Origin of the sequence: Mycobacterium gordonae, from assembly GCF_017086405.1 — a bacterium.
In the GTDB taxonomy this organism is placed as follows: Bacteria; Actinomycetota; Actinomycetes; order Mycobacteriales; family Mycobacteriaceae; genus Mycobacterium; species Mycobacterium gordonae_D.
The window spans coordinates 5,745,622-5,760,295 of sequence record NZ_CP070973.1; the positions used below are offsets into that span (position 1 = coordinate 5,745,622).

General features: G+C 65.5%; 14 protein-coding genes. 1 reads left to right on the top strand and 13 read right to left on the bottom strand.

Going from position 1 to position 14,674, the window contains the following annotated elements; genetic code table 11:
* Positions 1-24: 24 nt before the first annotated feature.
* The 3 genes from JX552_RS24445 to JX552_RS24455 all read right to left on the bottom strand — a co-directional run bounded on the left by JX552_RS24445 (position 25) and on the right by JX552_RS24455 (position 3,071).
* Positions 25-507 (bottom strand): hypothetical protein, encoded by a 483-nt coding sequence (locus tag JX552_RS24445; protein WP_205874401.1) that lies wholly within the window; start codon positions 505-507, stop codon positions 25-27.
* 82 nt (positions 508-589) lie between these two features.
* Entirely contained in the window at positions 590-1,930 is a 1,341-nt protein-coding gene (locus tag JX552_RS24450) for a DUF1214 domain-containing protein (protein WP_205874402.1), read from the bottom strand.
* Entirely contained in the window at positions 1,920-3,071 is a 1,152-nt protein-coding gene (locus tag JX552_RS24455; protein WP_205874403.1) for a sulfotransferase family protein, read from the bottom strand. Before JX552_RS24455 ends, JX552_RS24450 begins: the two co-directional genes overlap by 11 nt.
* A gap of 98 nt (positions 3,072-3,169) precedes the next feature.
* On the opposite strand from JX552_RS24455, the gene JX552_RS24460 reads away from it, so the two are divergent.
* Positions 3,170-4,201 (top strand): TIGR03617 family F420-dependent LLM class oxidoreductase, encoded by a 1,032-nt coding sequence (locus JX552_RS24460; protein ID WP_205874404.1) that lies wholly within the window; start codon positions 3,170-3,172, stop codon positions 4,199-4,201.
* Here the strand turns inward: JX552_RS24460 and JX552_RS24465 are convergent.
* The 10 genes from JX552_RS24465 to JX552_RS24510 all read right to left on the bottom strand — a co-directional run bounded on the left by JX552_RS24465 (position 4,190) and on the right by JX552_RS24510 (position 14,673).
* On the bottom strand, positions 4,190-4,654 hold the full coding sequence (locus JX552_RS24465; protein WP_241010707.1) for a MarR family winged helix-turn-helix transcriptional regulator: 465 nt from the start codon (positions 4,652-4,654) through the stop codon (positions 4,190-4,192). The genes JX552_RS24460 and JX552_RS24465 overlap by 12 nt on opposite strands.
* Positions 4,655-4,739: 85 nt before the next feature.
* Entirely contained in the window at positions 4,740-5,078 is a 339-nt protein-coding gene (locus JX552_RS24470; RefSeq protein WP_241010708.1) for an MmpS family transport accessory protein, read from the bottom strand.
* A gap of 146 nt (positions 5,079-5,224) precedes the next feature.
* Positions 5,225-5,683 carry a type II toxin-antitoxin system prevent-host-death family antitoxin gene (locus tag JX552_RS24475; protein WP_205874406.1) on the bottom strand — a complete coding sequence of 153 codons (459 nt, stop codon included), beginning with the start codon at positions 5,681-5,683 and terminating at the stop codon, positions 5,225-5,227.
* A gap of 80 nt (positions 5,684-5,763) precedes the next feature.
* On the bottom strand, positions 5,764-7,314 hold the full coding sequence (locus tag JX552_RS24480; protein ID WP_205874407.1) for an MCE family protein: 1,551 nt from the start codon (positions 7,312-7,314) through the stop codon (positions 5,764-5,766).
* Positions 7,308-8,453, bottom strand: coding sequence for a virulence factor Mce family protein (locus JX552_RS24485; RefSeq protein WP_205874408.1), 1,146 nt, complete (start codon positions 8,451-8,453; stop codon positions 7,308-7,310). Before JX552_RS24485 ends, JX552_RS24480 begins: the two co-directional genes overlap by 7 nt.
* Positions 8,450-10,048 carry a virulence factor Mce family protein gene (locus JX552_RS24490; protein ID WP_205874409.1) on the bottom strand — a complete coding sequence of 533 codons (1,599 nt, stop codon included), beginning with the start codon at positions 10,046-10,048 and terminating at the stop codon, positions 8,450-8,452. The genes JX552_RS24485 and JX552_RS24490 overlap by 4 nt, the downstream gene beginning before the upstream one ends.
* Entirely contained in the window at positions 10,045-11,466 is a 1,422-nt protein-coding gene (locus tag JX552_RS24495; RefSeq protein ID WP_205874410.1) for a virulence factor Mce family protein, read from the bottom strand. Before JX552_RS24495 ends, JX552_RS24490 begins: the two co-directional genes overlap by 4 nt.
* Entirely contained in the window at positions 11,463-12,503 is a 1,041-nt protein-coding gene (locus JX552_RS24500; protein WP_205874411.1) for a virulence factor Mce family protein, read from the bottom strand. The genes JX552_RS24495 and JX552_RS24500 overlap by 4 nt, the downstream gene beginning before the upstream one ends.
* On the bottom strand, positions 12,500-13,807 hold the full coding sequence (locus tag JX552_RS24505) for an MCE family protein (protein WP_205874412.1): 1,308 nt from the start codon (positions 13,805-13,807) through the stop codon (positions 12,500-12,502). Before JX552_RS24505 ends, JX552_RS24500 begins: the two co-directional genes overlap by 4 nt.
* 5 nt (positions 13,808-13,812) lie before the next feature.
* Complete coding sequence (locus tag JX552_RS24510; protein WP_205874413.1) at positions 13,813-14,673, bottom strand: MlaE family ABC transporter permease; 861 nt, start codon at positions 14,671-14,673, stop codon at positions 13,813-13,815.
* Position 14,674: the final 1 nt, after the last annotated feature.

Consider the following 14,674-nt stretch of genomic DNA (forward strand, 5'->3'; position numbering starts at 1 on the left):
GCTGCCGGAGTGATGCGCACCGGATCAGTTGCGGTACCTGCTTCTGGTCGGTGTCGGCCACGGATTTCCGGTCTCACCCAGGCATCCGGCGATCATCGGCGACGGGCCGTTGTGCGCCACCTGCTTGCCGTTGGCCAGCACCCGACACTCGACGGTGGCCCCCGATTCAAGAGTCGTCACCGTCACCCCCGCCATCACGACAGTTTTCCCGACGACCACCTCGATCGACCAGGGCAGCGAAACTTCGTGGTTTTCGTCGCTGTCAGTGGGTCCGGTATACGACACGCGCGCCGTCTTGGCCGTGCCCTGGACCTGGTATGTCATGGTGACAGCCCGGCGCTTGTCCTCGCTCGACGGCTTCATCAGCACTACGACCACGACCCCCAGCATCACGACGACAAGCAGGGCAACGCCGCCGAGCACCCATGGCCACAACAGTCTTCGTGGGACCGGCGCCGGGGATCCGTAGGGCGGGGGCGGGTATCCCGGAGGCGGGTAGTTGTACATGAGGACGTCCCGAGTCGCGTGGGTTCAGCTACCCGTCCATCACAGCAGGTTTTTCGCATCCTGGCCCTACCGTTTTGCGTATTCAGTACTGCCGGTAGCGGCGGGCTACGTGCTGCTGCCTGCTCTCGATTTGCTCCGCGCGCTGCTCGGGGCTCACCGCGGCGGTGCCGGGCGGCAACAGGTCCCGCACCTCGCAGAGCGAAACCTTGCGCACGGCCGTGGCCGGCATCCGCTCCGGCGGCTTCGGATAGGTCCAGCGCACGGCGAGAAACCCGGTGCGGTGGCCTACGGTGTCCAGCCAGTTCGGCACACCCGGATCGCGGTGTGCGATGACGTAGCGCCGCACTCCATCGGGGTCCATCACCGTCTGGAAGCCGTTGAGGCTGCTGACATGATTGCCGTAGTCCAGCGACTCCCCCCAGACGTTGGACAGGTGGAAGCCGAGATAGGCCGGTTCGACCGGAACGCTGACCTCCACCACCAGCGCCTGGTCGGCGTCGAGTTCGAAGACGCCGCCGGAGTAGACGTTGGTGCTCTGGCCGCCGCCCGAGGCCAGATTGGCCGCCGCCGGCTCGTTGAGCGCGTTGTGCGGCATGAAGGTGACACCGTCGCCGTTCTTGTCGCCGTTGGATTCCAGGACGATGTCGTAGAACTCGTTCCAGAACCGCATCTGGTGCTCGACGAGTTCGCCGACGCGCCGGACCGCGGCGGCCGTGCTGTCGGGGTCGACGGGCGACGGGTGCCGCCCCCGCCGTCCGATCCGCACGATACGCAACTCGGGTGACACCTCGTTGGCCCAATCACCGAACAGCACCCGCACGATCAGATAAGCGGCGGTGTGCCCGCCGTCCTTGGCGGTGGCTATGAAGTTGCCGGCATAATCGGCGGGACGCTCTGGCGCGCAGAGGATTTCGAACCGCCCGTCTGGATCCACGGCAAGGTCGGTACTGTCCAGCAGGCCGGTCACCGCCCGTCCGCCGGGCGCCAGCTCCATCAGGCTGCCGGTGTCGCCGGCGTAGACGGTGTGCGCTTCGAAGACGACGTACTGCGGCGCCACCGGCCCCCTCGCCCGCGCGGCACCATTCCAGTGCCGGTGGTCGGCGAAGCGTCCGGTGATCCGGTAGCTCTGGGTGCCGTCGATCCGCGCCGACAGGTACAGCGCGTCGGCGTTGTCGATAGTGGCCTTGTCCTGCGGTTGGATGGCGCGCCGGAAGTAGGGGAACTCCGGATCCTCCAAGCAGGCTCGCTCGATCGAGCTGAACAGAAAACCGAGTAGGTAACGGTGGCCCTCGGCCAGCCCCTGCTCGGTCGGCGGCGGCGCGTGCAATGCCGGCGAATCGACGTAGTCACGAGCCCGGTTGAGCGTGTCGATCATGTCCATCCAGGCCGCGCGCAGCTCCGCCCGAGTCTGGTCAACTGACATGTGTCCTGCCCTTTTCCTCGACTTCCCAGCCGAATTCGTCGAACATCGGCGCGAGCGGTGCCCTGATGGCGTCCGGGCCCAGACCGAACTCGGCGAGACTGTAACGGTGCGCCGTCTCGTGGCCGTGGCGGCGGCCGGCCGCCTCGAACTCGGCTGCCGCCCTCGACCCGAGGTGCAGTCCCAGTTCGTCATACACCCGCCGCATCGTGGCCGCGGGATCCGCCACCAACTCGCGGTAGTCCACCACGGCCGAACGCACCTCCGGATGTCTGGCCAGCACCTCCAGCGGGTGGGTGTAGGAGTGGATCGACTGGCCGGCGAGTACCCGCAGGGAGTGCTCGATCAGCCGCTCGTCGCGGCCGCGTAATCGCCACTCGGTTTGCATCATCTTCAGCAGGCTGGGAATCGTCTCGTACGGATTGCGCATCGGCACAATGAATCTCGCGTCGGGGAAGGTCTCGATCAAGGCCTCCACCCGGCCGCAGAAGGTGGGGTTCTTGCTCAGGTGCACAGCGCCACCGTTGAGCGCCAGTTGGCGGCGCACGCATTCGCGGTAGAACGTCATCAATCGACGCCGCTTGCGCGCGGGCCACCGGTCCACGTGGTAGAAGTCCAGCTCGCCCATGTAGGGAAACATCACGATCCAGAACCCTGAACTCAGCGACCAGGTCAACAAGAAGTCGTCCTCCTCGGGAACGAAGAAGCCGGTCTTGTGCATGTCGTCGGTCTGGGCGAACATCTTCTCTTCGACGGCGTCCAGGCGCCGTCGCAACGGTCGGCCGAACCTGGCATCGACGCGCAGCAGCAGGCGCAGCAAGCGCTTCTGCAGCAGCGACGGGAAGAACAGCTCGTACATCAAGGCATAACTGAATTGCGGGTCGGCGGCCATCAGCCGGTGCAGGTAGGTGGTGCCACTGCGAGCGTGACCCACGCTGAACGTGGGTGCGCGAACTTCGGTGCGCCGCAGCGACGGAAAGAGCAGCGGGTCGAGCGCGAAGCAGATCGCGTGAAACGCCGCGACCATCGGTATGGCCACCAGGAATGTCAGATACCGCTTACGCGGCGTCGCGGGATCGTCGCGCAGCAACCGCAACATGGTGGCGAAGTTGGACCAGTCGAAGTAGAAACGCGACCCGCTCATGAGATTCCCTCACCCACATCGTCTTTAGTCGGGAGCGTAGGCCGAAGTATTTGACTATGTCAAATACCTCTCGAACAGTCCTGGGTTAGGGTGCTGCCATGCAGGTGCTTGCCGCGATGACTCCCGAGCTGCCGCTGTCCGAGGTCGGCGCGTACGTCCGCCGGGTGGAACGGCTGGGTTTCGACGGCGTCCACATCGCCGAGACGATCCACGACTCACTGACCGTCGCGGCGCTGGCCGCCGAGCACACCACCCGGCTGAGAATCCGCACCGCGGTCACGCTGGCGTTCGTCCGCAGTCCCACGCTGACCGCCTATGCCGCATGGGATCTGGCGCTGCTCTCGGGTGGGCGATTCGAATTGGGGCTCGGCAGCCAGATCAGACAGAACATCGAAGACCGGTTCGGTATGCCGTGGTCAGAGCCGCAAGCGCGGATGCGGGAGTACGTCGAGGCGTTGCAGGCGTTGTTCGCCGCCTTCGGCAGCGGCGGCCCGATCGACTACACCGGGGACAGCTACCGGTTGACCCGCCTGCAGCCCTACTTCAACCCGGGCCCCTGCGACATCACGCCACCTCCGATCTGGCTGGGCGCGGTCAACGCCGGCATGTGCGAGCTGGCCGGCCGGGTGGCGCACGGCGTAGTCACGCATTCCACCAATTCCGATCCGGAATACCTGCGCGATGTCGTCAAGCCGGGGTTGCAGCGGGGTGCCGCTGCGGCCGGCCGGGGCGAAGCGCCACAACTCGTCGTATCCACCGCCATCGCCACCGGCCGCACCGATGACGAGGTGGCGGCGCAGTGGGAACGGCAACGTCGCATGTTGGCTTTCCTGCTGTCGACGCCGGCGTATGCCGGGGCGCTGAAGAGGCGCGGCTGGACGTCGTTGCCGGATCGGTTGCGCACCCTGACCCGTGACCAACGCTGGGATGAGTTGTCCGCCGTACTGGACGACACGGTCCTGGACGCGCTCGTGGTCCGGGGCCGGTATGACGAGCTCCCCCAATTGCTTTGGGGCAGATACGGTGACATCGCCGACGGCCTGGTGCTGCCACCGCCCGCCGGCACGGATGACGAACCGCTGGCCCGCTGCATCCGGGAAATGCGCCGGGGTCCGCGGTCAGTCGAATGAGGTCACCGTGGTGTCGGTGAGAAAACGCTCCAGCAGTCGGTCGAACTGGCGCAGATCGGCGGACGACCACTGCGCCAGCGCCCGTTGCAGGTGGTCACGTCGCACGTCCTGCAGGGCGGCCGCGGCCCGTTTACCCGCGGCGGTGGCGTCGACCAAGGTCTTGCGGGCATCCCCGGAATCGGACTGTCGCAGGACCATCCCGTCGTCCTGCAGGCTCTGCACCCGGCGTGCGGCCATGCCCAGATCCATGTGCGCCAGGCGGGCCAGCTGACCCATCGGCATAGGGCCCTCGTCGGTCAGCACGCGCAGCAACATGTACGACGGCTGCGATAGCTCCACCGCGGCGGCCGCCGCCTGACGCTTGAACATCGACCGACTGCCACTGAGGCGCATGATCCGCGACATCGTCGCACTGATCGAATCGAGCGTGTCGCGTTTCGATGCGGTCGTCACGCCCCTACATTACTTGACATAGTCAATCTTCACGGCACCGAAGACCGCTGCCGCGACCGGACTTTGGACGACGGGCCCGCCCGGGTCAGCGCGAGTAGATGCAGTGCGCCGAACCACCGACCGGCTGCTCGGCAACCACATGGCCGCCGACGGTGATGCGGCAGCCGGGGCTGGTCGTGCCCGACCCGACGACCACCACCTGGAACAGGGCGACATCAGGACCGGCCTGGATCGTCCGGCTCCAGGGCAATGGCGCGTTGTACACGCGATCGATCGCCGGGTCCGTGTCGATCGTCGTGGCGGTGCCCGTCCCCAACGCCTCGAAGAGCACGGTGCTCGAGTCGGCGGAAGCCGGCGGCGCGGCCAGTCCGGACAGTGCGGCAACCGCCAGGGCCGAGCAGGTGGCTCGGGTGACACGCTTCATCTGCATCAGTTCCCCCAAATCTCGCACGAATATTGATCGCCTCATGTCACCGACCGCGTACGTTACGAGCTGGCGTTCACCTTTTCGATGCGATCACCGTTACCCGTGGTGGAGCGAGATTAAACCTCTGGGCGCGAGGAAGCCGGTTACGCGACCGACACGATCCGCGCGACGACCTTGCCGCCCCGACTGACCTCGATGGTCTGCCCAGCCGCGACCCGATCGATGTAGCGGCCCGCGCGGTTGCGCAGTTCGTCGAGTTCGACGCGCTGACCGGCGTCCGCCGCGCTGGTGGCCGCAGCGCCGGTCCCCACTATCCGTGCCAAGATCCGGCCGGCGCGGACCACGTACAACGTCTCCCCTGCCGCAACCCGGTCGAAGCACCGCCCAGCGCGCGTCCGCAGTTCATCCAGGCCGACCCAACCCGGGTCCTCGGTCTTGACCGACCGGGCCGGTAACGGCGCCGCCCGCCAATCACCAACCGGCACAATCTGTGCCACCAATTTGCCGCGCCGGACAACGTCGAGCGTCTCGCCGGCGGCGACCCGCTCGAGGTAGGTGCAGGCGTCACTCCGGAGTTGGCCCAGGCCAATCACTTCCGGCATTTCGCTCCGATCGTCGCGCACGACCGATGCGGCCGCGGGTCACCCAATCATTATATGACTGTACGTGCGGTCAGTGTCAATCAGTTGTGTGGCGACAGCATGCCCTGCCAGCCGTCGTCCCCGGTCCTGGTGGAGTTCTCCACGGCATACTTGACTCCGTCGGGCCCGACCAGTTCACCGCGCTGTGGGCTGTATACGGCGACCGGCGGCTCGTTCCCGGTGTAGACGCAAGGGTTGGGCTGCTGACCGTTGCACACGACGTTTCCCGAATGCGGCCGCGACAGCGGGTCACTGACCGGCGGGGGGCTGCCGGGCACCCGGTCGGCGGGGGCCGGATTCATACCGTTGTTGATCGACGGCGCGGGTATCACCTGACCCGGCTTCACCGGCTGGTCGCAGCGGGCCGCGGCCGCAGGACAGGTCAGAATCTGGTTCGGGTCGCCGTACCAGGGGTTGGTGCCCATCGGCTCATAGGGTTTGGAGTCGCGGCACTCCCGCGGCGTGGCGGCGCGTTTACCGGGCACATCGACGCAGGGCAGGTTCCGCGCTCCCCGCACGGCGTTGGCCGGTGTGTCCTGGGGGATCTTGCAATACGTTCCCGACGGCATCGGCGCCAGGCTGGTGTCCGCCGGCGACCGCCACTGCGGCGCCGGCAGGAAGCCGGTCAGACACGGCGGCGGTTGGTTGATCGTCAAATGCGTTCCGAGTGAGGCGAAGCCGGGAAACGCCGACGTCACCGTCTGACCTTCGGACGCACCTTGCGGATAGGCGACCAGGAGCTGCTCCACGCCCTTGTGGTAGCGCTTGAGCATTTCCAGCACGATCTCCAGGTTCGCCAGCGTCTGCGGCAGGGACTCGCGCACGTCGTTGAACACCGCGTCGACCAGATCGGTGGTCGGCGTCGCCTGGTTCAGGATGCTTCGCACGTGCGGGTCATTTTCTGCGGCCTGTGCGGCCAGCGTGTCCAGGTTGTGCGACCAGCGCCCGATCGCGTCACCCGACTCGACCTGACTGTCGATCACGGGCCCAGAATTCTGGATGATGTCGTCGATATCGACGATGTTGGCCTTGAAGTCGCCGGCGAGCGCCTGCGTCGCATCGACGAGCCGTTGTAGCGCGGGGCCCAATCCACCTACGGCTTGGGCTGTTTCGTCAAGTAACGCCGGGATCTTGCCAGCGGGAAGGGCAGCCAGCCCGCGGTTGGCCGCGTCCAGCGCCGGACCGATCTCTGAGGGCACGCTGCCTTTGGTGATGGTCTGCCCCGGTCCGAAATATCTGCCCGGATTCCCCGACGACACCAGGTCCAGATACTGCTCGCCGACCGCCGACATGGAACGCACGTTCGCCGACGCGTCGATCGGGATCTGGAAGCGGTCGGCGACGCTCATCCTGACCAAGACCCCATTCTCGGTGGGCTCGACGGAGGTGACCGTGCCGATGGTTTCCCCGCGATAGGTCACATTGGCCGTCCGGTACAGGCCACCGGATGTGGGCAGGCTGGCGTTCAGCGTGTACTGGCCGATGCCCGCTGCGGTGGGAATTCGTAAGTAGTACCAGCCCAACGCAAATGCGGTCGCCAGACTCAAGAGAGTGAACAAGAAGATCTGGCGCCAGATGAAGCGGGTCAGCATTGCCGGTCCGCCCTTTCGACCAGCGGTCCGCCGGGAGCGTCATTGGGGTTCGGTGTGTACCGGACGTCGGGGATCATCGTTTCCGGGTCACGGCCCCAGGATTGCTCGAGTGCGCGCAGCGCTCCGGAGAAACCCGTCCCGGTGAGGACCGCGTTGTCGACGGCGCTCATGGTGAGGTCGAGTGTCAGCGACAGATTGTAGTAGTCGCCGCGGAATGCCTTGGGCACGGAGTCGACGTCGAACGGCCGGACCAGCATCAGCTTGAGCGCCTTGACCAGATACGGCGCGGCACGGCCGAACTCCCGCAGCGGACACTGCAGCGCCACCAGGTCCTGGTGCAGATCGCCCCGCGACGGAGACAGGTACTGGTCGGCAACCTCGCCGAGCCGCCCCACCGAGTCGACCGCGTTGATCAGCAGGTCCTGCTTGTCCGCGAAATGCTTGAGCAGCGGCGGGAATTCGGTGAGCACGCGGTCCAGCACGTCGGAGCGATGACCGACGTAGGCCAACAGCCGGTCGCTGGAGTCAATCGCCCGGGTGATGTCGTCGCGTTGCTCGTTGAGCCGGGCGGTGAACGTGTCGAGCTTTCCCAAGAAGGCCCTGATCTCGTTGGCCCGACCATGCACGATGTCGTAGATCTCGTTCTGCAACACCTCCACGTTCGGCACTCCGCCCCCGCGCAGGATCATGGCAAGACTTGCCAGCGTCTGCTCGGTCGTCGGATAGGTCGACGAATTCTTCAGTGGGATGGTGTCTCCCGGCCGCAGCGGCTCGGGAGACGGATTCGGTGGCGCGGCCAGCTCGATGTGCTGTGAGCCCAGCAGGCTGGTCTGCCCGATCTTGGCGGTGGCGTTCCGGGGTAACTTGACGCCCTTGTCCAGGCGCAGCGTCAGGGTGGCCATCCAGTTCTTCAGTTGAATCGCGCGAACCGTGCCGACGAACACATCGGCCACCCGGATTCGACTGTTGGTATTGAGCGCCAGGGTGTCGGCCATCTGCACGTAGACGGTGTAAGAGCCGGACCCGGACCCCGGACCGCCGGGCATCGGAATATTCGCCACCCCACGCCAATCCGCGCACGAAGTGAGGGTCAGCGCGGCGACGAACAACGCCAGGGTCTGCCGCAGATGCGTCCTCATGAGCCGGCGCCTGTCGCCACGGCCGCCTCCGCCGGCAGCGGCGGTCCGGGAGCGGCGGGCAGCGGTGTGCTGGGAAGCGCGGCCGGCCCCGGGAGCACTCCCGGCCCCGGTGGCGGCGGCGGGATCGGCACCTGCGGCGCCTGCAGACCGATCGGCGGCAATACCGGGTACTCGTCGTAGGCGTTCGGCGGACCCGGCGGAGTCTGCAGCCCCGACTGCGGAGGCGCGATGTCGGCGCCGCCCATCAGTTCAGCCAGCGACTCCGGGGTCAGCAGTCCCGCCGTGATCGGCCCCACCTGAGCGCCCTGCATGCCCGGCGCGACCACCCAACCGGGCTGGGTGTTGCGGTGCGACAACGGGGTGTCGGGAACCCAGATCCCGGGCACCGTGGTGTCTTTGTAGCCGTTCGGCGGCTGCAACCGGGGCTCGGAGTAGGCGACTTCCTTCGGCAGCGTCTCGGCCGTGCTGAACAGGTTCAACCCCACCGGGAGATAGTTGAACTTGATCGCGTCGAGCACCGGCGCCAGGTACTGCGCGCACAGCTCCGCCGAATCCTGATATCCCAGCCGGCTGCCGGCCTGAATCATGCTGCACATGAACTGCATCGGGTTGGCGAAGTTCGGGATGGCCGGGATCGACATGACCGCGCCGTGGGACGGGTGGTAGATCTGGCTGAGATTGGTTTCCAAGGTGGGCAGCACATGCAGGGCGGTCTCGAAACCGTTCAGCGGCTCGGGCTGGACCAGCGTGGTGGTGACGGTGGCCAGGTTGCCGATGTCTTGGGCGAGCACCTCACGGTTCTCGGTCAGAAACGGGCGCAGCGTGGCGAGCAGCCCGTCGAACTGCTGGATCGCGTCGGCAAGCGCGCGGTCGGAACTGGTCAGCTTGTCGGTGAATTGGGCGAGGTTGGTGTTCAGCGCGACGAACTGCTTGTCGTCCTTATGCAGGGCGTTGACGAACCGCGCCAAGCTGCGCACTACCGCGAAGAAGTCACCACGACCTTCGTTGAGGGCGGTGAGCGCCTGAGACAAGCTGTCCAGTGTCGTGTTGAACTGCTTGCCCTTACCGGCCACTCCGTCGGCAAAAGACTCGATCAGGTCACCGAACGGACCCTTGGGCTGCTCGGGTGTCGGACCCAGCTTGTCGATGATGTTGGCGACGCTGGCACGCAGTTCATCCCACTCGGTCGGCACCTGGGTGCGCTCGATGGGAATCACCGCATTATCGGTCATGACCGGGCCACCCTTGTAGGGCGGTTCGAGCTGAATGCTGCGGGATGCCACCAGAGTTGGGTTCACAATGACCGCGGATGCGTTGGCGGGCACCTTGTACTTGTTGGCGTAGTGAAACGTCACCTTCATCTTGTCGCCGGCCGGTTCGATGGAGTCGATGGAACCGACACGCACGCCCATGATCTGGACCTTGTCGCCGGAGTAGAGAGCGATCGCCGTGGGCAGGTATGCGACCACGGTGTTGTTGCTCACCTTCTGGTAGAGCCGCCAGCCGACGAACGCGGCGGCCAGGCCCACGATTACGGCCAGCGTTGCGATGACGTTCCGCGGACGCGGCTTGCGGAGAACGAAATTGCTGCTCAACTCTGGCCTCCCGTCGTACCCTCGGTGCGCGCGCCGGGCGGCGCGTTGGGCGGCAGCGGCACCGGAGTGCCGGGCACGTCCGGCGGCGGCTCGCCAGGCCGCCCGGCGATCGGAATCCCCGGTGTCGGGGGCAGCCCGTTCGGGTTCGGTGGCGAGGTCTGCACGTCGAGCGGGGCCGGGAAGCTGACGCCGAACGGACCCACGTCAACCCCCGCGCAGGGCAATGGGTTCCACGGGCGCGGCAGCCCGTCGGCCGCTGGGGTGTACGAACATGGCGATCCCGGTGGAACGGCGGGTCCCGGATGCTCCGGGGTGCCCTCCAGTACCGGTGGTGCCGGTGGCGGCGCGCCGTTGGGGAACCGGGTGCCGTTGGGGTCGGGGAAGCGGAAGGCGGGCAGGCCGGCACTGCGCCAGAACTCTTCGGGATCCAGACCGCGCTTCTTGAACGCGGCATCGACGAACGGCTGCAGCATCCAGAACGGGAGCAGGTTGGACAGGACGATCTTGAAATACGGTCCCGACGCGACGGACTCACCCAGCGATGCCGCGAAGGAGCTGACGAAAGTCAGGGTCTGAGCCAGGTCGTATTTACGCTGGACCAGCACATCGGTGAGGGTGTGCAACTGCTCCAGCGCCGCGTTCAAGTTCGGGTTGTCGTTGATGAATCCCTTGATCTGCGCTGCCACAGCCGAAATGTTCTGCAGCAGAGCGTCGATGGCTCGTCCACGTTCGTTGAACGCGACCAGCAGCGCCTTCGCGTTGACCAGCAACCGGTTGATCTGTTCGCTGCGGTCACCGAGCACGCTGGCCACCTTGTTGGCCTGCGCGAGCAGATGTTTGATCTCGTCATCGCGCTTGCCGATAGTGTCGGAGAACCTGGCCACGCCGTCGAGCGCGGCACTGATATGCGGGTAGGTCTGATCGATGGTCTCAGACAGCACATTCAGCGATTGTTTGACGCTGTCGATGTTCCAGCCCGTTGCAGCCCTGACGATGTCGAAGTTCGCGTCGTAAAGCTGGTAGGGCGTGGTGCTCTGGCCCAGCGGGAGCACACCCCCGGACCGCAGGACTTTCCTCCCCCGCGGCTCGATCTCGAGCACCTTCTTACCCAGGATGGTGTCGGTCTTGATCGCCAGCCGGCTTTCGGTGCCGATGGTGTGGTCGCCGATAGAGAATTTGATGAGTACGTGGTCGCCCTCGACGTCGATGCTCTCCACTTTGCCGACATTGACACCGGTGATGCGCACCTTGTCGTTCTTGTTCAATTGACCCGACTCGGCGAACTGCCCGTAGTAGGCCGGGGCGGCGAACATCATCGGGACGCTGGTGAAGCTCTGGCCGACGAGGACGACGAGCACCAGCACCGTGATGCCCATCAGACCGACGCGGTTGCGGTTGAATTCGGTGAGTGTCCTCATTGGGGCGTGCACCTGCCGGTGGGCTGATTCCAGATCCGGACCGTGCGAACCGGGCCGCCGCCCTGCAATCCGTTCCACCGGATCGAGAGGTCGCAGACGTAGAAGTTCACCCAGTCGCCGTAAAGACCGATGCTGCGTCCGATCAGGTTGAGCGCGGTGGGGGTCTTGTGGATGAGGTCGCTGAGCTGGTCACGCTGATCGACGAGCGGCTGCTGGAAGGCCTGCAGGTAGTTGATCTCCTTGTGCAACAGCGCTCGGTTGTCAGCCAAGAGTTCCGACACCGTCCCGGCGGCGTTGCTGATGTTGGCCAGTCCGGCGGCCAGCGGATCGGCGTGGTTCTGCAGACCGGTGATCAACCTTTCGAAGTTGTCCACCGTTTCGTCGAACTCCTTGCGGTGCTTGACGGTGGTGTCCAGGACGATGTTGAGGTTCTTGACCACTTCACCGATCGCCTGGTCACGTTCGGCGAGGTGCGAGGTCAGCTGTGCCGTCTGGTCGAGGATGTCGTTGATGGTCCCGCCCTGCCCCTGGAAGACGGTGACAATGGCCGAAGCGATGGTGTTGACCTTGTCCGGTTCGAGGGCTTTGAACAGGGGCTTGAATCCACCTATCAGGGCATCGAGGTCCAGGGCCGGTGAGGTGCGCGACAGCGGGATCAATCCGCCTGCCGGCAGTATCTGGTCTGCGCCGTCACCCATGCCTCGTTTGAGTTCGATGAAGCGATTGCCGAGCAAGTCCAGATAGCGGATCTGGGCGGTGGTCGACTGGTACAGCTGAATCGAGCGGTCGACGTCGAAGTCGACCCGCACCCGGTTGCCGCCGTCGATCAGGTTTACGGCTTTGACCTTGCCAATCTCCACTCCGGAGGCGCGCACGAACTGGCCGTCCTTGAGACCGCTGCCGTTGCTGAACTCCGCGGAATAGGTGTTGGTGCTGGTGAACCGCATCTGCGCGAAGACCACAAAGATCGACACGACGATCAGGAAGAGCACCAGCGAGACGGTGCCGAGTTTGATTGCGCTGCCGGTGATTTTCATGGGTTGATCGTGTTGTCCCCGACTTGGCGGCCCCACACGTACTCGAGTGCGTACGGCGAACCGGTGTCCACGTGGTTGTACGGTGCGAGGCTGGCGCCGGTGTCGACCACCAGGCTCGGCGCCGGCCAGAAATCATGGTTGATCGGCTGCCAGCAGCCCGGCGCGCCGCCTGGTCCCCCACGGGCATTCACCCGTGGAAGATTCTCCGGATAGGTGTAGGGATTCGGCGCCCCGCCGACCAACCCGGCCACCTGCAGCAGGCCTTGGGTGAGCACCGTGCCGGTCAGCCCGGGCAGCGTCAGAATGCCGCCCAGCCCTGACGTCAGTTCGGTCATGGTTTTCAGTCCGTACCCGTTGCCGCCGCCTGTGGTCTCATAGGCTGCCGGCTCGGCGTCGTGGTAATTCCTTATCGTGCAGAAGATTTCGGGGCTATAGGTGTCGAAAAGCCGGGCGGTGGGGAGCAGGTCCGAGATGCCGCGCTGCAGGTAGGGACCGCCGCGCTCGAAGATGTCGGCGCCGGTGTTTCCCATGCCGGCGGCAGCCAGCAACGCGGAATCCAGCTCGGCTTCCTGCCCGTGTAGCGTGCGCGCGGTGACCACCGCGTGATTCAGCGCGTCCAACAGATCCGGCGCGGCGTTGTTGTAGGTGTCGGCCAGGGCGGCGAACTGCTGAATGTCGTGACGCACCTGCGGCATTCGAGGGTTTATGTCGTCAAGGATGGCATTGGCGTTCACGATCGCCTGCCCGAACTTGTCGCCCAGCCCGGTCAGGGCCTGCGCGGCCGCGGACAGCGTCAGGTTCAGCTTGACCGGGTCGACCTTCTCCGCAATCGCGGTGAGAGTCTCGAACAGAGTATTGAACTCGGTCGTCACCGACCTTGCATCGATTTCTTGTGTCGACGAAATCCGCTGCGGTGTCGGGTTCTTCGGCGAAGTGAGGGCAACGAACTTATTGCCGAAGACGGTGGTGGCCTTGATCTTGGCCTCCACATTGGCCGGAATCAATCTGATGTACTCCGGATTGACTTCCATAGCGAATTTGGCCACCGGGACGCCGTCGCGCTGGATCTCCGAAATGTTGGTGACCCGGCCGATTTCCACCCCGTTGTAGGTGACCTTCGATCCCGGGTCCATCACCAGGCCGGCCCGAGGGGCCACCATCGTCAAGGGAGTCTTCGGCGTCAGCTTGCCCCGGAACTGAAACCAGACGAACCCCAACACCACGGAGAAGACCACCAGGAACGCCACGGCCGCCGTCTTGTAGGGCGGAATGCGTGGCGGATTCTCCTTCACCGGCATGGTCATATCGGCTACACCGTGAGGTTGAAGTTCGGGTTTTTGCCGTAGACCGCCATCGCGGTCAGCACAACGACGACGACGATCGTGATCAAAGACAGCCGCATCGACCGGCCCACAGCCTCACCAACGCCGACCGGCCCGCCGTGCGCGGTGTAGCCGTAGTAGGAGTGAGTAGTCATCACGACCACCGCGACCAGGATCACCTCGGCGAACGACCAGCCCACGTCGCTGAGGCGCAGGAAGGTGTGGAAGTAGTGGTTGTACGTGCCAGCGGACTGCCCGTACAGCAGAACGGTGGTGACCTGCGTGGACACGAAGGCCATGGTGATCCCCAAGGCGTAGAGCGGGACGATGACGATGAGACCCGCCACCACCCGGGTGGACGCCAGGAAGGCGATCGACCTGACACTCATCACTTCCAGCGCGTCGATCTCTTCGCTGATGCGCATGGCGCCCAGTTCGGCGGTGGCACCGGCGCCAACGGTGGCTGCCAGCGCCTGACCGGCGGCCACCGGCGCTACGAACCGGACATTGACCATGGCGGCCAGGAAGCCGGTGAAGGCCTCGACACCGATATTCCCCAGCGACGCGTAGCCCTGGATGGCGACCAACGATCCCGCGGACAGCGTGATGAACCCGACGATGGCGGCCGTGCCGCCAGCCACGGCCATCGCGCCCGTACCCATCCCCATCTGGGCGACCATCCGCACCAGCTCCTTGGGGTAGCGGCGCAGGGCGAACGGGATCTGGGCGACCGCGGTCACCGCGAACCAGACCATCTGACCGAGCTCCAGCAACAGCTTGGCCGGCACTTCCCCGTAGCGACCGAGGTTTGCCCGGGGCATCCTGCGATGTGTTGCGGCAGTTGTCATA